This is a genomic window from Streptomyces sp. NPDC002754 (assembly GCF_053592315.1).
In genome coordinates this window covers 1,337,974-1,356,286 of the sequence record NZ_JBSFVM010000001.1, presented here as the reverse complement: position 1 = coordinate 1,356,286, position 18,313 = coordinate 1,337,974, and the positions used below count along the sequence as shown (strand labels likewise).

Annotated in this window: 15 protein-coding genes and 1 pseudogene; 7 read left to right on the top strand and 9 right to left on the bottom strand. The window is 71.3% G+C overall.

Annotated elements, in window-relative coordinates; genetic code table 11:
• Positions 1-39: 39 nt before the first annotated feature.
• Positions 40-894: a Cof-type HAD-IIB family hydrolase gene (locus ACWD2L_RS06705; RefSeq protein ID WP_351331960.1), complete on the bottom strand. Its 855-nt coding sequence runs from the start codon at positions 892-894 to the stop codon at positions 40-42.
• Positions 895-1,072: 178 nt separating this feature from the next.
• On the opposite strand from ACWD2L_RS06705, the gene ACWD2L_RS06700 reads away from it, so the two are divergent.
• The 5 genes from ACWD2L_RS06700 (at position 1,073) to ACWD2L_RS06680 (ending at position 4,882) form a co-directional block, all read left to right on the top strand.
• Positions 1,073-1,885 (top strand): alpha/beta fold hydrolase, encoded by an 813-nt coding sequence (locus ACWD2L_RS06700; RefSeq protein ID WP_351331962.1) that lies wholly within the window; start codon positions 1,073-1,075, stop codon positions 1,883-1,885.
• A 9-nt stretch (positions 1,886-1,894) separates the two neighbouring features.
• Positions 1,895-2,662, top strand: coding sequence for an IclR family transcriptional regulator (locus ACWD2L_RS06695; protein WP_351331964.1), 768 nt, complete (start codon positions 1,895-1,897; stop codon positions 2,660-2,662).
• 95 nt (positions 2,663-2,757) lie between these two features.
• Positions 2,758-3,780: an aromatic ring-hydroxylating dioxygenase subunit alpha gene (locus ACWD2L_RS06690; RefSeq protein ID WP_351331967.1), complete on the top strand. Its 1,023-nt coding sequence runs from the start codon at positions 2,758-2,760 to the stop codon at positions 3,778-3,780.
• Entirely contained in the window at positions 3,777-3,947 is a 171-nt protein-coding gene (locus ACWD2L_RS06685) for a hypothetical protein (RefSeq protein ID WP_351331970.1), read from the top strand. Before ACWD2L_RS06690 ends, ACWD2L_RS06685 begins: the two co-directional genes overlap by 4 nt.
• Positions 3,944-4,882 (top strand): PDR/VanB family oxidoreductase, encoded by a 939-nt coding sequence (locus ACWD2L_RS06680; RefSeq protein WP_351331972.1) that lies wholly within the window; start codon positions 3,944-3,946, stop codon positions 4,880-4,882. Before ACWD2L_RS06685 ends, ACWD2L_RS06680 begins: the two co-directional genes overlap by 4 nt.
• Here the strand turns inward: ACWD2L_RS06680 and ACWD2L_RS06675 are convergent.
• From ACWD2L_RS06675 to ACWD2L_RS06645, 7 genes and pseudogenes are all read right to left on the bottom strand, one after another.
• Positions 4,866-6,416, bottom strand: a complete 1,551-nt coding sequence (locus tag ACWD2L_RS06675; RefSeq protein WP_351331974.1) for an MFS transporter — start codon at positions 6,414-6,416, stop codon at positions 4,866-4,868. The genes ACWD2L_RS06680 and ACWD2L_RS06675 overlap by 17 nt on opposite strands.
• A 100-nt stretch (positions 6,417-6,516) precedes the next feature.
• The gene (locus ACWD2L_RS06670) at positions 6,517-7,002 is read right to left on the bottom strand and encodes a GNAT family N-acetyltransferase (protein WP_351331977.1); all 486 of its coding nucleotides are present in this window, start codon (positions 7,000-7,002) and stop codon (positions 6,517-6,519) included.
• 86 nt (positions 7,003-7,088) lie between these two features.
• On the bottom strand, positions 7,089-8,546 hold the full coding sequence (locus tag ACWD2L_RS06665; RefSeq protein ID WP_351331979.1) for an aldehyde dehydrogenase family protein: 1,458 nt from the start codon (positions 8,544-8,546) through the stop codon (positions 7,089-7,091).
• Positions 8,547-8,548: 2 nt separating this feature from the next.
• Positions 8,549-10,134 (bottom strand): annotated as a pseudogene (mdlC, locus tag ACWD2L_RS06660) (benzoylformate decarboxylase).
• A gap of 241 nt (positions 10,135-10,375) precedes the next feature.
• Positions 10,376-12,664, bottom strand: coding sequence for an ABC transporter permease (locus ACWD2L_RS06655; protein ID WP_351331981.1), 2,289 nt, complete (start codon positions 12,662-12,664; stop codon positions 10,376-10,378).
• Positions 12,661-13,344 (bottom strand): ABC transporter ATP-binding protein, encoded by a 684-nt coding sequence (locus ACWD2L_RS06650; protein WP_351331984.1) that lies wholly within the window; start codon positions 13,342-13,344, stop codon positions 12,661-12,663. The genes ACWD2L_RS06655 and ACWD2L_RS06650 overlap by 4 nt, the downstream gene beginning before the upstream one ends.
• Positions 13,341-13,865, bottom strand: a complete 525-nt coding sequence (locus ACWD2L_RS06645; RefSeq protein WP_351331986.1) for a PadR family transcriptional regulator — start codon at positions 13,863-13,865, stop codon at positions 13,341-13,343. Before ACWD2L_RS06645 ends, ACWD2L_RS06650 begins: the two co-directional genes overlap by 4 nt.
• Before the next feature lie 346 nt (positions 13,866-14,211).
• Here ACWD2L_RS06645 and ACWD2L_RS06640 point away from each other — a divergent pair, with 346 nt between their 5' ends.
• Complete coding sequence (locus tag ACWD2L_RS06640; RefSeq protein ID WP_351331988.1) at positions 14,212-14,598, top strand: hypothetical protein; 387 nt, start codon at positions 14,212-14,214, stop codon at positions 14,596-14,598.
• Between the two features lie 71 nt (positions 14,599-14,669).
• On the opposite strand, the gene ACWD2L_RS06635 is transcribed toward ACWD2L_RS06640, so the two are convergent.
• On the bottom strand, positions 14,670-17,063 hold the full coding sequence (locus tag ACWD2L_RS06635) for an excinuclease ABC subunit UvrA (RefSeq protein ID WP_351331991.1): 2,394 nt from the start codon (positions 17,061-17,063) through the stop codon (positions 14,670-14,672).
• Positions 17,064-17,425: 362 nt separating this feature from the next.
• Here ACWD2L_RS06635 and ACWD2L_RS06630 point away from each other — a divergent pair, with 362 nt between their 5' ends.
• On the top strand, positions 17,426-18,301 hold the full coding sequence (locus tag ACWD2L_RS06630; RefSeq protein ID WP_351331993.1) for an SGNH/GDSL hydrolase family protein: 876 nt from the start codon (positions 17,426-17,428) through the stop codon (positions 18,299-18,301).
• The last annotated feature ends 12 nt before the right edge of the window (positions 18,302-18,313 follow it).

The window sequence follows — 18,313 nt, the reverse complement described above, 5'->3', positions numbered from 1 at the left end:
TTACCGCGGGTAGCACCGGGAACGTTACGGTTCAGTAACTTACGGCCGCACCGTGATCCCGAGGAGGTCACCGACCGTGCGGACCACACCGTTCTCGGTGTTGGCCGGGGCGCGCAGCCGGGCGCGGACCAGGACGTCGGGGTGGGCGTTGGCCATGGCGTAGGACCAGTCGGCGGTGTCCAGCATCTCCAGGTCGTTGCGGTAGTCGCCGAACACCACGGTCTGCGCGGGGGTGACACCCAGGGCGTCCTGGAGCCTGCGGACGGCGGCACCCTTGTTCGCGGCGGGGTTCATGACGTCGATCCAGTGCCGGCTGGAGACGACGACCTGGTGGGAATCGGCGAGCGGCGCGAGGAGCGGGGCGGTGGTGTCCTGCGCGTTGCCGAAGTCGAAGAGCGCGACCTTGACGAACTCGTCCTCGACGGCGGTGGCGTCGGCGACGATCTCGTGGGCGGCGTAGTACTTGCGGACCTGCGTCATGAACGCCTCGTCGGAGCGCTCCACGTAGGCGGACCGCTTCCCGCAGACGACGACGCCCACGTCGGCCCCGCCCTCGTCGACGAGGGCGCGCACCGACTTCACGATCCACTCGACGACGCCCCGCTCCAGCGGGTCGGAGCTGACCTCGACGCCGCCGCGCACGACGTACGCGCCGTTCTCCGCGACGTAGACCATGCCGCTGTCGTCGACGGCTTCGAACTCGGCGGCGAGCGTCGCGTACTGCCGTCCGCTGGCGGGGCAGAAGGCGATGCCGCGACGGTTCATTTCGGCCAGGAGCGGCCAGAGGGAATCCGGTATCTTCCCGTCGCCGTCCAGGAGCGTGCCGTCCATGTCGGTGACGACCAGGCGGATGTCGGGCAGGGTGGCGGCGGCCGCCTGGTGCTGGGTGTTCACGGTGGTTCCTGGTTCGGTGGTGCGGGCCGCGGGACCCCGGGCGCGGGCGCGGCACCACCAGTCTAAAAGGGCCACCCTCCCCGCCCTGACCGGCCAACACTCTTGATCATGCGCACGCCCGCGCCGTACGGTTCCGGCACTCACCCCCGCGCGGGACCAACCCAACCTGGAGCACGCCATGCCCCGATTCACGCTGGATGGCACCGTTTTGCGGTACGACGATCTCGGCCCCGCGGACGGCGTCGCGGTCGTGCTGATCCACGGGCATCCGTTCAACCGGACCCTGTGGGCCACCCAGGCGGAGGCGCTCGCGGCGGCCGGGTACCGGGTACTCACGCCCGATCTGCGCGGCTACGGCGAGAGCGATGTCACTCCGGGGCAGGTGCTGCTGGCGCGCTTCGCGGACGACATCGCCGCACTCCTGGACGAGCTGGGCCTCGACACCGCCGTGGTCGGTGGTGTGTCCATGGGCGGCCAGATCGCCATGGAGTTCCACTTGCGGCACCCGGACCGCACCCGCGCGCTCGTCCTGTCCGACACCTCAGCGCCGCCCGAGACCCCCGAGGGCAAGATCCACCGCAACCGGCTCGCGGTGCGGCTGCTCGCCGAGGGCATGGGCGGGTACGCGAGCGAGGTCATCGACAAGATGCTCGCGCGCTACAACGTGGCCGCGCTGCCGGAGGTCGCCGCGCATGTCCTCGGCATGATGCAGGTCACCGACCCGCGCGGGGCCGCGGCGGCGCTGCGCGGCCGTGCCGAGCGCCCCGACTACCGGGACAGCCTCGCGGCGGCCCGGGTTCCCGCCCTCGTCGTCGTCGGCGCGGACGACGTGTACACGCCGGTCCCGGACGCCGAGGAGATCGTGAAGCTGGTGCCGGACTCGGTGCTGCGGGTGATCGACGGGGCCGGGCACCTGCCGGGCGTGGAGCAGCCCGAGCTGTTCAACGCCGTGCTCCTGGACTTCCTCCGCGACCGCTGCCCGACCGGATAGGGCAGGGCTGTGACCCGTTCCGCGAGCGACCGGCTGCTCGACGCGCTCGGCGCCTTCGACCAGCAACACCCGTCGCTCACACTGACCCAGCTCGCGCACCGCGCCGATCTTCCGCTGCCCACGGCGCACCGGCTCGTCGGCGCGCTCTCCCGCTGGGGCGCCCTGGAGCGCGACGACGCGGGGAACTACCACGTGGGGCTGCGCCTGTGGGAGATCGCGGCGCTCGCCCCGCGCGGTCTCGGCCTGCGCCAGGCGGCGCTGCCGTTCCTCGAGGACCTGTACGAGGCCACGCACGAGAACGTGCACCTGGCCGTGCGCGACGGCCGTGAGGTCGTCTACATCGAGCGCCTGTCGGGTCGTTCGGCCGTGGGCGTGCACTCGCGGGTCGGCGCACGCTGGCCGCTGCACGCGACGGGCGTGGGCCTGGTGCTGCTCGCGCACGGCGGCCTCGATCTGCAGGACCGCTACCCGGAGGGCGGGCTCGACGCGTTCACCCCGTACACCGTCACCGATCCGGTGCGGCTGCGCCGGATGCTGGCCGAAGTGCGGCGCGTGGGCGTCGCGGTGAGTGACCGTCAGGTCACCGACGACGCGCTGTCGGTGGCGGCGCCGGTGCGCGGTCCGCGTGGGGATGTCGTCGCCGCGGTCTCCGTCGTCGTACCGGTCGAGGGCGCGCGGACGCCTGCGCTGATTCCGGCGGTGCAGTTGGCCGGACGCGGCATTTCGCGTGCTCTGGGGTGGCAACCCGTCTCGAGCGTGCCCCCGGCTTCCGTCTGACGGAAGTGCCGTTGTGGGGCTGTGGTCCAGCTCACCACTGTGGTCGGTGACGCGCGGCGACGGTGCCGCGCGCGGTGACTGGAGGGACGCCCGTCATGACCGGCAACTCGTCTTACTCGGACTTCGCCCGCGATCAGTGGTACGTCGCCGCGTGGTCCAAGGAGGTGGGCCGGGAGCTGCTCGGCCGCACGATCCTCGGCGAACCGATCGCCTTCTACCGCACCGAGGCCGGGGAGCCGGTCGCGCTCGCGGACCGCTGTGTGCACCGCCGCTATCCGCTGTCGGCGAGCGGGCTCGACGGGGACCGGGTGGTGTGCGGATACCACGGGTTCACCTACGACACGACGGGCACGTGTGTGTTCGTGCCGGGGCAGAAGCGGGTGCCGCGGACAGCACGGGTGAGTTCGTACCCGGTCGCCGAGGTCGACGGGATGGTGTGGGTGTGGGTCGGTGACCCGGAGCGGGCCGACGCGTCCGTCATCCCACGCGCCCCGCACCTGGTCGCGGACGGTTTCGTGACCGTGGAGGGCATGGAGCCGATCGACGCGGACTTCATGCTCCTGGTCGACAACCTCATGGACCTCTCCCACGAGACGTATCTGCACGGCGGTTACATCGGCACGCCCGAGGTCGCCGAGACACCCATCGCAACGGAGGTCGACGAGGAGTCCGGGATCGTGCGGGTGTCGCGACACATGAAGGACGCCGAGTGCCCGCCGTTCTACGCCCGTTCCACCGGCATCGAGGGCCGCATCGACCGGCGCCAGGACATCGAGTACCACGCGCCGTGCCTGTATCTGCTGCACAGCACGATCAGCCCGTCGGGGCAGGAGACACCCGCGTTCCGCACAGAGATCACGTATGCGATCACGCCGTCATCGCCGGGCAAGGTGTACGACTTCTGGGCGGTGTCGCGGGACTTCGCGACCGAGGACGATGAAGTGACCACGTTCCTAAGGGACTTCAACCACACCGTCGTCATGCAGGACGTGGACGCGCTCAATCTGTTGCAGCGCACCCTGGACACCGAGCCGGAGGGTTACCAGGAGCTCAGCATCAACATCGACACGGGCGGGCTGGCCGCGCGCCGCATCCTCGGGAAGCTGGCGGCGCGGTGAACAGGCCCGTCTACCGCATCGAATGGCTCCCCGGCACCGACCTCCTCGACGGCCGCTGCCACTGCGGCGCGCAGGCCATGAGTGAGGACCCGGTCAGCATGTGGGAGTGGATGCTCGCCCACCCGGACCACCCGCAGGCCCCCGATCAGAAGGACCGCACCTCGTGAGCGACCCGCTCGACCGCCCCGACACGTACGACCTCGTCGTCGCCGAACGCCGCCCGGAGGCCGACGGCGTCGTCTCGCTGCTGCTGCGCCGCCCGGACGGTGCTCCGCTGCCCGTGTGGGAGGCGGGCGCGCACATCGACCTGCTGCTCATGGAAGGGCTCGAGCGCCAGTACTCGCTGTGCGGTGGTGACGCCCGCTCCTGGCGGATCGCCGTGCTGCGCGAGCGGGACGGGCGGGGTGGCTCGGCGCATGTGCACGGCGAGCTTCAGGAAGGCGCGGCGGTACGTGCCCGCGGGCCGCGCAACCACTTCCGGCTCGAACCGGCACCCGCATACCGGTTCGTCGCGGGCGGCATCGGCATCACGCCGATCGTGCCGATGCTGTCCGCGGCGGCCGACCAGAAGGCGGAGTGGTCCCTGCATTACGGGGGCCGTTCCCGCTCGACGATGGCGTTCGCCGAGGAGTTGACCGCCCGGCACGCAGGCGGGCGGCTCGAACTCGTCGAGGGCCTGCTGGACCTCCCTGCGGTCCTCGCGGATCTGCGACCCGGTGAACTCGTCTACGCCTGCGGTCCCGAACCGCTGCTGGCCGCCGTCGAGGAGCTGGTGCCGGCCGAGGCGCTGCGCACGGAGCGGTTCAACCCGACGGAGGCCGACACCAGTGGTGACACGGCCTTCGTGGTCGACCTCGCGTCCTGCGGGCGGACGTTGAAGGTCCCGGCCGACCGGACGATCCTCGCCACGTTGCAGGAGGCCGGGATCCAGGTGCTGTACTCCTGCGCCGAGGGTACGTGCGGCACCTGCGAGACGGATGTGATCGCCGGGGAGGTCGACCACCGCGACAGTGTGCTCACGGCGGCCGAGCGGGACGCCAACGAGACGATGATGGTGTGCGTCTCGCGGGCGAAGGGCGAGCGGCTCACGCTGGATCTGTGACCGCCGCGTCCGTGACCGCCTCGGCCTCCGGTTGCGTCGCGTGTTCCGCGCGGCGCAGCAGCGTGGCCGCCACCAGGCCTCCGGTCAACACGGCAGCCGCGCCCACGAGTTGACCGGTCTCCAGAGCCGAGCTGAAGGAGCGTGTCACCGTGTGCCGTTCGGCCGCCGAGTCGGTCGCGGCGAGGGCGGCGGGCAGCGAGGCCGCGGCCACCGGTACGAGCGCGGAGAAGCGGGCGCTGAGCACGGCGCCGAGGACGGCGACGCCGATTCCGCTGCCGAACTCGGTGACCGTGCCCTGGATGCCGGCCCCGGCCCCCGCCTTCTCGCGGGGGATCGCGCCCATCACGGCGACGGCCATCGCCGGGTTGGCGAACGCGCAGCCCACACCCATGAGGACGAGCCCGACGAGCAGGCCCCCGTACCCGTCCACGACCCGCCCGGCGAGGGCGACCGCGGCGAGTCCGCAGGCGAGGAGGGTCATGCCGACGGCCACGGACCCCGGGATGCCGAGCCGCTTGCTCAACCGGGCCGACACTCCGGTGAAGTTGAGCAGCACGACGGTGAGCGCGAAGGGCGCGGTGCGCAGCCCGGCCTCCAACGGGCCGTAGCCCAGGACGAATTGGAGCTGCTGCGTGAGCAGGAAGAGCGCTCCCCCGCTGCCGAACGTGATCAGTACGGCGCCGATCACGGCCCCGGTGAACGTCGGGTTGCGGAAGAAGCTCATGTCGAGCATGGGGTCGCGTACGTGCCGTTCCCACAGCACGAACCCGGTCAGCGCGCACACCCCGAGCCCCGCGCCCGCGAGCACGTACGGGGAGGACCAGCCGTGGTCGGGTCCCGAGACGACGGCGTAGACGAGCGAGGCCATCGCGACCGTCGACAGGAGTGCGCCCAACAGGTCGGGGCGGTGGCTCTGTTCGGCCCGGCTCTCCGGCACGAGGACGCCGACGGCGCACAGGCCGAGCAGCACGACGGGCACGTTGACCATGAAGAGCGAGCCCCACCAGAAGTGGGCGAGGAGAACGCCGCCGACCAGCGGTCCCGCCGCGAAACCGAGGGCGTTGACGGCGGCCCAGACGCCGATGGCGCGGACGCGTTCGTCGTCGTCGAAGACCTGCACGGCCACCGCGAGGGTGGTGGTCAGCAGGAGGGCGCCACCCACGCCCATGCCGGCGCGCGCGGCGATCAACTGGCCGGTGTTGTGGGCGAGTGCGGCGGCGAGGGAGCCCGCGCCGAACAGTACGAGACCGCTCAGAAGCAGCTTCTTGCGGCCGTAGCGGTCGGCGGCGGCGCCCGCCGCGAGCAACAGTCCCGCCTGCACGAGCACGTACGCGTTGATGATCCACTGGACGTCGGCGGTGTCGGCGCCGAGGTCGGCGGTGAGGGTGGGGACGGCGACGTTGAGGATCGTGTTGTCGAGGATGACGACGAGTTGCGCGAGGCAGATCACGCCGAGGATGAGCCAGCGGCGCGGGTCCCTCGGCCGGGCGGGCGCGGGGGCGGTCGGCTGCTCGGCGGCGGGCGTCGCCGTCATGCGGGCTCCTTGTGGGCAGGCGGAGAACACGGGGGCCATCCCGTTGGTTAGGTAACCCTAACTCAACGGATGGCTCGCGTCCGCCCCACCCCACCAGGGCCTATAGCGTGCGATGCATGATGTGCAGCCCGACCCTGCCGTGCCGCGGGTGCTCGAACGCCGCGGGCACCGTGCCGAGGATCGTGAAGCCGAGCGAAGTCCACAGCCGGACGGCCGGGTTGGTCTCGACGACGGCGTTGAAGACCATGGCGCGGTAGCCGTCCGCCGTCGCCGTGGTGAGGACGTGTTCGGCCAGCGCCCGGCCGTGCCCGTGGCCGCCGTGGTCGGGGTCGACCATGAATCCGGCGTTGGCGATGTCCCGCGCCGGACCGCTGTAGTTCGGCTTCACGTACGCGCTCGCGACGACGTCACCCGCGTCGTTCTCCAGGACGTGGACGCGCTTGCCCGCGCCCTCGGTCCACAGGGCGCGAGCCTCGGGCTCGCTGGTGTCGGGGTCCCAGGCGTAGGTCTCGCCCGCGCGCACGATCCGCCGCCAGAACGGCCAGATCCGCTCCCAGTCCCCGTCCCGGATGTCTCTGATCTTCATGGTGCGGAGTCTGGCACGGGCCGGGCCGCCCTGCCGCCGCTGCGGGGACGCGCTGCTCCTGGGGGACAGAGGACCTTCTGCGGGGATCAGAAGGGATACGGCGCGATCTGCGGGCGGACGGTCACCCACTGCGTCTCGGTGAACGCCTCGATGTTGGCCTGCGCGCCGCCGAACCGGGAGCCGTTGCCGGAGTCGCCGACGCCGCCGAAGGGCGCGCCCGGCTCGTCCATGACGGTCTGTTCGTTGATGTGCACCTTCCCGGAGTGGATCCGGTCGGCGAGGGTCATGGCGGTGCCGACATCGCCGAGGATGCCGACGGACAGGCCGTACGGCGAGGCGTCGACGATGCGGGCCACCTCGTCGAGGTCCCGGTAGGCGCGCACGGGCGCGACGGGTCCGAAGATCTCCTCGCGCCAGGCAGGGCTGTCGTCGTCGAGGCCGGTGAGGACGGTCGCCGGGTAGTACGGGGCGTCGGGCTTGCCACCCGCGGCGATCTTCGCGCCCGCGGCGACGCTGTCGGTCACCACCTGGTCGATGTGGGCGAGTTGGCGGCCGTCGATGATCGGGCCGAGCGCGACGTCGCCGGCGGCGGGGTCACCGACGGGCAGCCGGTTCGCCTTCTCCGCGAGCAGCGCCACGTACTCGTCGACCTGCGACGCGTGGACGAGGTGGCGGCCGGTCGCCATGCAGATCTGGCCCTGGTGGAGGTACGAGCCGAACGCGCCGGCCGAGGCGGCGGCGGGGAGGTCGGCGCCGGGGAGGACGACGAGCGCGTTATTGCCGCCGAGTTCGAGGTGGACCTTCTTGAGGTTGCGGGCCGCGGCCTCACCGACCTTGCGTCCGGCGGCAGTTGACCCGGTGAAGGAGACCACGGAGACCTCGGGTGCCTCGACGGCGGCGGCGCCGACGCTCGCGTCGCCGGGCAGCAGGTGAAGCAGCCCCTCGGGCAGGCCCGCCTCCTCGAAGATGCGGACGATGGTGACACCACCGCACACCGCGGTACGCGGGTCCGGCTTGAGGAGCACGGCGTTGCCGAGGGCGAGCGCGGGCGCGACGGAGCGGATGCCGAGGATCAGCGGGAAGTTGAACGGCGCGATGACCGAGACGACGCCCGCGGGTACGCGGCGCGCGAACGACCAGCGGGGTTCGCCGCTGCTGAGCACGTCGCCGAGCGGGTGTGCGGGCAGGGCGGCGTCCTCGTAGCACTCGGCGGCGGCGAAGTCGGTCTCGACGGCGGCCTTGGCGCGGGTCGAGCCGGCCTCGCGGACGATCCAGTCCTTGATCTCCTCGGCGTGCTCGGCGAACAGGTCACCGGCCCTGCGCAGCACGGCGGCGCGCTCGGCGGGCGAGGTGCGGGCCCACTCCTGCTGGGCCTCGGCGGCCCGCTTGGCGGCGCGGGACACATCGTCGGCGGTGGCGCTGCCGATCGCACCGAGCCGCTGCCCGGTGGCGGGTTCGACGACGGCGGACGTGCCCCCGCTGCCCGCGGTCCAGCCGTCGAGGTGGATCCGCTCGTGCCATACGGGGTTTTCGAGGAGAGTCATGTTCACTCCGGTGAGGTGGGGTGGGTGTCGACCTGGATGAGGCGGGGCCCATCGGTCGCGGTCTTCTTCAACTGCTCGCGCAGATCGGCGAGTTCGGTGACGGCGGTGGCGGGCACCCCGTAGCCCGCGGCGAGCGCGGTGAAGTCGAGGCCGGGGATCTCGGTGCCCGGCACGTCCGGGGTGTCGAGCAGTGTCCCGAACCAGCGCAGCGCACCGTACGTACCGTTGCGCAGGATGACGAAGGTGACGGGCACCTGTAGTGGGCGGCGCTCCACAGCGCCGTGATCCCGTAGTTGGCGGAGCCGTCCCCGACGACCGCGACGACCGGACGCTCCGGGTCACCCATCGCCGCGCCGACGGCTGCGGGCAGCCCGAAACCGAGTCCGCCGGAGGCCGGGAAGAAGTAGGAGCCGGGGCGCCGCAGGTCCATCTGCCGCCACCAGGCACCGTTGGTGGAGGTCGACTCGACGACGTAGCGGGTGTCGGCCGGCCGGGTGTCGCGGAGCGCGGCGAAGACCTCCTCGGGGTGGAGGACGGCGCCTCCGGAAGCGGTGGCGGGTTCGGGCGGAGGCGTGAACTCCCTTGACCCGATTGTCCGTTGTGGCAGCCGTGTCATCAGCGCCGTCAGTACAGGCCCCGGATCGGCGACCAACGCCTCCCCCGTCGGCGCGCGGGCAGCGGCGCCCGCGTCGTCGGTGACCTGGATCAGCCGGGCGCCATCCGGCAGGTAGGGGCCCGGCACGTGCTGGTGGTAGCGGAAGACGGGCGCTCCGACGACGAGCACGAGGTCGTGCCCGGCCAGCGCCGACGACACGGAGCCGATCCCGGCGGGCAGCACACCACGCAGCAGCGGGTGCCTGTTGGGGAACGGGAGGCGGTGCGGGGAGGGCGCCACCCACACCGGCAGGTCAAGGTGTTCGGCGCAGGCCACGGCCAGGTCGAAGTGTCCGGCGGCGTCGATGTCACCGCCGAGGACGAGAACAGGATTGCGGGCCGCGCCCACGTCCCGTACGAGGTCGTCGAGTTGCTCCGCATCGGGGGTGAGCCCGCGCCGCACCCGCCGCGCCAGGACGTCGCCGGCGTGGGGTGGGACCTCGGCGTCCCAGTCGTCGTACGGGACGGAGACATAGCTCGGGCGGCGCTGCAGCTCGGCCTCGAAGACCGCCTGGACCAGCGAGCGCGGGACGTCGGCGGCGCAGGCCGGTTCGGCGGCGTGCCCGACGAGCGGCCGCATCAGCTGCTGGGCGTCGACGTTGGCGAGCATCGCCTCCAGGCCGATGGTGGAACGCACCTGTTGCCCCGCCGTGAGGACCAGCGGCGAGCGCGCGTACACCGCGTTGGTGAGCGCGCCCATCGCGTTGCCGGAACCGGCCGCGGCGTGCAGGTTGACCAGTGCGGGACGGCCGGTCACCTGCGCGTATCCGTCGGCCATGCCGACGACGACGCCTTCGTGCAGTCCGAGGACGTAGCGGAAGGGCTCGGGGAGTCCCGCCAGGAAGGGCAGCTCGTTCGAGCCGGGGTTCCCGAAGATCGTGGTGAGGCCCTGGCGCTCGAGGAACGCGTGGGCGATCCGGCGTGCGGTCGGCATGCGCAGACTCCTCCTTGACCGGCGGTGATGTGGTTGATCCTAGAAATAAAGTCCACCGTGCTCCAATCAATGTTGCCTCTCGCCGCGGGTGGAGCGGATCCCGCTGTTCTCCGAGGGGCCGCGCCCGCACTCCGGCGCAGCGCTGGCCGGCGGACTTCATGCGGGACACGCTGGTCGAGCGACGCAGGCGTGAGCGGCGCCCGCCGGTGAGGGCGGGCGCCGCGGAGTCGGGTGTCGCGGGTCAGGCGTTGCGTGCCGTCTCCGGTCCCGTGATGCGCCGCAGCAGCGGCAGGGTGGAGGCGATGACGGCGAGGGAGACGACGATTCCGGCGAGGGTCAGGGCGTAGTAGCCCGTCCCCGGCGCTCGTATCGAGTAGTCGAACTGCGCCTGCAGGAACAGCTGCGCGGTCAGGAAGCCCATCCCGATGGCGAGCGCCGCGACGATCAGCAGCGGCGCCGCGCTCTCCAGGAGCACCACACGGCGCAGCGTGCTCAGCGGTACTCCGCTCAGCCGCAACAGGGCGAAGGGCCGCTTGCGTTCGTTCAGCCCGCCGGCGACCGCGACCGCCAGGCTGCATCCGGCGATCGGGAAGCTGACCACGATGACGATGGTGGCCAGTTGCCGGTATTCCTCGATGCCGCCCCACCGTTGCGCGTAGTCCTCGGCGACGGTATAGGGCGGCAGTGCGTGGGGGTACGCCGTGGTGAGGAGCGTGCGGGCCCCCTCGACCGCGGCGGTGGAGCCGTCCGTTGTCACCATGATCTGGCTCACCGGCAGGGACTCGAGGCGCTGCGCGCTGATCTTCGCCACGGGCCATACGTCGGGCCAGTCCCGGTCCTGCTGCACCCCCAGGCGGGAGAAGTCCGGGGGGATCGCGGCGGCTTCGGCCCCCGCCGGGCACTCGTTGTGCTCGGGCATCCGCGCCAGTTCGCGGCAGGAGACCAGGCCCGCAAGGATGTTGGGTTGCCCCTCTTGCGAGGTCGGTTCAGTGGGATCCGAAATACCGAGCGGATTCGTGCGGATCACCATGACGCTCTCGACGCCGGACATGGACTCCAGCTCCGACCGGGTCGCGGCGGGCAGTTCTGCCGGGAGCTTCGGCTTGGAGCCGGGCCCGAACTGCCGCTCATAGTGGGCGACCACCGAGCTGCCGAGCGACGCCTTGTCCTCGGGCACGCCGCTCTCCGCGACCACCGCGGTGATGATCCCGACCGCCGTACTGGTGACACAGAGCGCGAGTACGAGCCCGCTGACCGCGCGGAACCCGGCCTTCGGGTCGTCCGCGAGGCGCCGCCCCGCGACGAGCAGGGCAGGCCGCCGGGTGAAGCGGACCAGCAGCCGCGCCCCAGCCATCGTGAGCCACGGGCCGGCGAGGACGATGCCGACCAGGATCAGCAGGATGCCGGGGACGAAGGCGAGTATCTGGCCCGAGCTGTCCTCGGGAACGCGCCCGATGACCCACCACAACTGCCCGATGCCGAGCGCCAGCGGGATCAGCCGCCAGGCGCGCGGCGGACGGGGCGTGGCCCGGCGGCTGACGCCGAGCGGCGACACCCGCACCCGGCGCAGCGCCACACGCGCCGCGACCGCCGCGGCGACCGGCACGCCAACGGCGATGCCCAGCACGTCGACCGCGCCGAGCGACAGGTCCGCGGTGAAGAACGGGGTGCCGGTCAGGTTGGCCCGCGCCATCAGGGGCCGCAGGGCGTACCAGAGGGCGAAGCCCACCGCCGTACCGGCGACGGCGGCGACCGCGGCCTCGATCGTGGAGATCAGTGACACCTGGCCCGGTGTCGCGCCGACCAGGCGCATCGCGGCGAACCGCTGCTCGCGGCGGGCGGCGGCGAGGCGGCTCGCCGTGCCGGTCAGGATCAGCACGGGGAAGATCAGCGCCACGGCGACCACGGAGAGGATGAGCGCCATGCCCTCGGCGTTGATGCCGGCGGCGACGTCGCACTGGGGACCGTTGCAACTGCTGGGCGAGTGCGTCTCGATGGTCGTGACGCGCCGGGCCCCTTCCTTCCCCGCCAGTTCACCGGGGCGGTGTCCGACCACGACGAGCAGGGAGTCGGGTCCCGGCAGCGCGGAGCTGCCGATCGTGCCCGCCCGGCGGCCGGGGTAGCGGTCCGCCAACTCACCGGCGGGCCTGGCCTTGAGCAGTTCGGCGAGCGCCGGGGAGGCGTAGTACTCGCCGGGGCCCGGAAGGCGTGGCAGGCCCGGCGGCACCGGCGCGTTCGGCCCGGTGGACGCCACGTCGACGCGGCCGATGAGCCCGCCGTCGTAGTGGTCGGCCCGCAGCAGCCACCACAGTGGGTCGGCGTCCGCGGCCCGCGCGTCCCTGCTCTGGGTGAACTCGGCGCCGGTGTTGAGCCAGGCGTTGCGGTCGTTCTGCGTCCGGGTGGCCTGGATGGCGGCGAGCGTGGAGAGCAGCAGCGCGACACCCACCGCCACCGCGCCGGCGATCACGGTCAGTCGCATCAGGGCCTCACGGCCGCCCGCGACGGTGAGACGGAGCGCGAGCCGGATCATGAAACGGCCCGTCCGACGGAGAGCGAAGTCACCCTGCCGTCGCGGACGATGACCTCGCGGTCGGCGAAGGCGGCGACGCGCGGCTCGTGGGTGACGAGGACGACCGTGGTGCCCTGCTCGCGGGCGGAGCCGACCATCAGGTCCATCATCTGTTCCCCGGTGAGCGAGTCGAGGGCTCCGGTGGGCTCGTCGGCGAAGAGCACTCGGGGCCTGGCGACCAACGCCCTTGCCAACGCGACGCGTTGGGCCTGACCGCCGGACAACTCGCCCGACCTGCGACCTTCGAGGCCGTCGAGGCCGAGCCGCGCGAACCAGCCGCGGGCCTCGTGCAGCGCGCTGGACCGACGGCCGCGCGCAAGGAGCAGCGGCAGCGCCACGTTCTCCTCGGCCGTCAGCTCCGGGACGAGTTGGCCGAATTGGAAGACGAAGCCGAAGCGGTCGCGGCGCAGCGCGCTGCGTTCGCTCTCCCGCAGGGCGTCGATGCGCCGCCCGTCGTAGTGGATCTCGCCCTCGTCGGGCACCAGGATGCCCGCGAGGCAGTGCAGCAGTGTCGACTTGCCGGAGCCGCTCGGCCCCGTCACGGCGACGATCTCGCCCTGCGCCACGGACAGCTCGGCGCCTCGTAGTGCGGGGGTGCTGCCGAACGAGATCAGCACGTCACGTGCCTCGAGCAGGCTCATGACCGCACCTCCGCCGCCAGCACGCCGAGCCGCGCCACGGTCATGTCGATCCAGCGCAGGTCGGCTTCGAGGTGGAAGAGACCGTGGTCGGCCAGCAGCCTGTCGACAAGCCCCCCGGTGCGACGCAGCTCGGTCAGCTCGCGCATCCGCTCCATGTGGGCGCCCCGCTGGGTGTCGAGGTACGCCTGGGCGTCCCGCTCCAGGAGCAGAGCCATGACGACCTTCGTGAACAGCACGGTCTGCAAGTGCTGCTCGGGCGCGACCGGCTCGGTGAGCCAGGCCTCCACCTCCGTGACCCCGCTGTCGGTGATCACGTACCGCTTGCGGTCGGGCCCCTCCCCCGGCTCGGTCTCACCGACCGCCACCTTCCCGTCCCGGGCCAGGCGGCGCAGCGTCGAGTAGACCTGGCCGTAGGGCAGTGGCTTGCCGCGCCCGAAGTAGGTGTCGTAATTCCGCTTGAGGTCATAGCCGTGGCTCGACTCACGTTCGAGGAGCCCAAGAAGCGCCAGTGGAACGGTCATACCTCGGTGTATACGCCGGGTGTATACGCACGGTCAATACGCCACGGACGTGGCCACGCCTCCACCAACTGGCGTACTGCGGCAACCAGTTGAGCCTTTCAGACCTCTCGGCCCGCCCCGATCGACGCCGCGCCGCAGCACTGCGGTCCCCGACTGTGAGGCCGGCGCGTACGGGGCGACGCAGTCCCCGCGGCGGGCTCGACACCGTTGCCGTACGTACCCGTAGTGACAGTTCTGGGCTCCTCAAGCCCACCCCGGATGTACCCACGTCACCTGATCGACGTAGGGTCCCCTTTTGTTCACCCGAAGGGTGGCATCAGTACCTCGACGACCAGGAGCTCTTCCCGTGCCCGCACCGTCCACAGCCCCGGCGCCCATCTACGACCGACTCGTCGACGAGCACGGTGATGTGCTCGCCGACGCGCGTGAGGCCGCGCACAAGGCCGAGCGCACCGCGGAGGGCGTGCTCGACTTCGGGCACGCGGAAGCCCCCCGGAACCAGCAGGCCCCCGAGGCTCCGCAGTCCCTCCAGCAGCCGCAGGCTCCGCAGTCCCCCCAGGCTTCGCCGTCCTTCCAGGACCAGCAGGCTGCCCAGTCCGCCACCCCCGACCAGGCGCAGGAGCCGCACGGCCAGCAGGGACCGCAGGCCCCCCAGGGTCACCACGCACCGCAGGCGCCGCACTTCCAGGCCTTTCAGGCCCCGCAGCCCCCCGCCCCCACGCAGGAGGGCTGACCGCGACCGCGGCCGGCCCTCCCTGTCGACACGTCCGCCGCGACCCTCCCCCACGGGCCGACGGCAACCGGTCAGGCGCCCACGTACCGCGCCAGGTGCTCACCGGTGAGAGTGGAACGGTCGGCGACGAGGTCGGCGGGGGTTCCCTCGAAGACGACCTTGCCGCCTTCGTGTCCCGCACCGGGGCCCAGGTCGATGATCCAGTCGGCGTGCGCCATCACCGCCTGGTGGTGCTCGATGACGATGACCGACTTGCCGGACTCCACGAGCCGGTCGAGCAGACCGAGCAGCTGCTCCACGTCCGCCAGGTGCAGACCCGTGGTCGGCTCGTCCAGGACGTAGACGCCCCCCTTGTCGGCCATGTGCACGGCGAGCTTGAGCCGCTGCCGCTCGCCGCCGGAGAGCGTCGTCAGCGGCTGGCCCAGGGTGAGGTAGCCGAGCCCGACGTCTTTGAGCCGCTCCAGAATCCTGTACGCGGCCGGAGTGCGCGCCTCCCCTGCCCCGAAGAACTCCACCGCTTCGGTCACCGGCATCGCGAGCACCTCGCTGATGTCCTTGCCCCCGAAGTGGTAGTCGAGCACCGAGGCCTCGAACCGCTTGCCGTCGCACTCCTCGCAGGTGGCGGCCGCGCTCGCCATGATCCCGAGATCGGTGTAGACGACTCCCGCGCCGTTGCAGGTGGGGCAGGCGCCCTCCGAGTTGGCGCTGAACAGTGCGGGCTTCACCCCGTTGGCCTTCGCGAACGCCTTGCGGATCGGCTCGAGGAGACCCGTGTACGTGGCGGGGTTGCTGCGCCGTGAGCCGCGGATCGGGGTCTGGTCGACCGCCACCACTCCGTCGTCGGCGGGGATGGAGCCGTGCACGAGCGAGCTCTTGCCCGAACCCGCGACACCGGTGACGACCGTGAGCACACCGAGCGGAATATCGACGTCGACATCCCTCAGGTTGTGCGCGTGCGCCCCGCGGATCGCGAGCTTGCCGGTGGGCTCGCGCACCGTGTCCTTGACCGCAGCCCGGTCGTCGAGGTGGCGCCCGGTGATGGTGTCACTGGCGCGCAGCTCCTCGACGGTGCCCTCGAAGCAGACGCTGCCGCCGCCCGTGCCCGCGCCGGGGCCGAGGTCCACGACGTGGTCGGCGATCGCGATGGCCTCCGGCTTGTGCTCGACGACCAGCACGGTGTTGCCCTTGTCCCGCAGCCTCAGGAGCAGACTGTTCATCCGCTGGATGTCGTGCGGGTGCAGACCGATGGTGGGTTCGTCGAAGACGTAGGTGACGTCGGTGAGCGAGGAGCCGAGGTGGCGGATCATCTTGACGCGCTGCGCCTCACCGCCGGACAGCGTGCCCGCCGCCCGGTCGAGCGAGAGATAGCCGAGGCCGATCTCCTCGAACGACTCCAGGGTGTGCCGCAGCTTGGCGAGCAGCGGGGCGACCGAGGGCTCCGTCAGGCCGCGCACCCACTCCGCGAGGTCCCGGATCTCCATCGCGCACAGGTCGGCGATGCTCTTGCGCTTGATCTTCGAGGAGCGGGCCAGTTCGCTGAGCCGGGAGCCCTCGCAGTCGGGACATGTCTGGAACGTGACCGCGCGGTCCACGAAGGCGCGGATGTGCGGCTGCATCGACTCCCGGTCCTTGGCCAGGAAGGTCTTCTGGATCTTCGGGATCAGGCCCTCATAGGTGAGGTTGACTCCATTGATCTTGACCTTGGTGGGCTCCCGGTAGAGGAAGTCGTGCCGCTCCTTCTTGGTGTACTTGCGGATCGGCTTGTCCGGGTCGAAGAAGCCCGACTCCCTGATGACGCGCACCACCCAGCCGTCCCCGGTGTAGGTGGGGATGTCGAACGGGTCCTCGTTCAGAGACTTGGAGTCGTCGAAGAGCTGGGTGAAGTCCATGTCGGAGACCGTGCCCCGGCCCTCGCAGTGGGTGCACATCCCGCCGGTGCGGCTGAAGGACACCTTCTCGACCTTGGACTTGTCGGCGCCGCGGTCGACCGTGAACCCGCCCTGCGCGGAAATCGAGGCGACGTTGAACGAGTAGGCGCCGGGTCCACCGATGTGCGGCTTGGCGAGCCGGCTGTAGAGGATGCGCAGCATGGCACTGGCATCGGTGGCGGTGCCGACCGTGGAGCGCGGGTCGGACCCCATCCGCTGCTGGTCGACGGTGATCGCCGTGGTCAGGCCGTCCAGCACGTCGACCTCGGGCCGCGCGAGCGTCGGCATGAAGCCTTGCAGAAACGCGCTGTACGTCTCGTTGATCATCCGCTGGGACTCGGCGGCGATCGTGTCGAACACCAGCGAGCTCTTGCCCGACCCCGAGACCCCGGTGAACACCGTCAGGCGCCGCTTGGGCAGTTCGATGCTGATGTCCTTCAGATTGTTCTCCCGCGCGCCGTGCACGCGGATCAGGTCGTGGCTGTCGGCGGGGTGCGACGGTGCCGACGGGGTCCCCGTCCTCGCGACCTTGCTCATCATGTCTCCATCGGGTGTCCACGGCCGCCGACGGGAATCCGCGGCGTCGCCAGTCTCGAATCGGTGTGTTCGATTGTCTCCGTCCACGCCGCCCCCGCCACCGCTATCGGTGAACACGCCGGGCGGCCTGCCGACGGGTCCGCCATCCGTCTGTGAGGCTATCGAGCACCACTGACAACCCCGTGTTGCACAACTCTCCCCTGGTCACGACCCTGCACACGACCCCGTGCACGCCTATTGACTCAAATTCAAACTCGTCGGTAGCTTCAACTACCAGCGCGCTGAACCCCCTTGCCTCAAACGGAACTTGGCCATGCCCCGGTCCGGTTTCGCGGCTTCCGAAGGCTTCGAAGGAGCATCAGATGGCCCTCCGCGCGTTCAACGGCAGACTCACCGCCCTTGCGGCCACGACCGGCGCCGTCCTCGTCACCCTCGCCGCGCCCGCACACGCGGCCCCCGAGCCCCTCTCCTACGCCGCCCTGGGCGACAGCTACAGCGCCGCCTCCGGTGTGCTCCCGCTCGACCCGAAGACCAGCCCGCTGTGCGCCCGCTCCACCGCCAACTACCCGCATGTCATCGCGAAGCGCACGGGCGCCGCGCTCAAGGACGTGACGTGCGGCGCCGCACAGACCAAGGACTTCGCCGGAGCGCAGTACCCCGGCGTGCCACCGCAACTCGACGCCCTCGGCCAGGACACCGACCTGGTGACGCTCTCCATCGGCGGCAACGACAACAGCACCTTCATCAACACGATCCTGTCCTGCGCCGCATCGGGGATCGCCTCGGGCGGCCAGGGCAACCCGTGCCAGTCCAAGTACGGCGACAAGTTCAGCAACGACATCGACACCAAGACGTACCCGGCGGTGAAGTCCGCGCTCGAGGCGATCAAGAACAAGGCACCGAACGCGCGGGTCGCGATCCTCGGCTACCCGTGGATCATGCCGCCGGCCGCCCAGAAGGGCTGCTTCGTGAAGATGCCGATCGCGTCCGGCGACGTCCCGTACGTGCGCGACATCCAGTCCCACCTCAACAGTGCGGTGCAGCGCGCGGCGAGCGAGACCGGCGTGACCTACGTGGACTTCACCCGGTCCTCCGAAGGCCACGACGCCTGTCAGCCGATGGGCACCCGCTGGGTCGAGCCGGCCCTCTTCGGCACCAACTTCGTCCCCGTGCACCCGAACGCGCTGGGCGAGTCGGCGATGGCGGACGCCACGATGGGTGCGCTCGGAATGCGCTGACGGAACGGACGC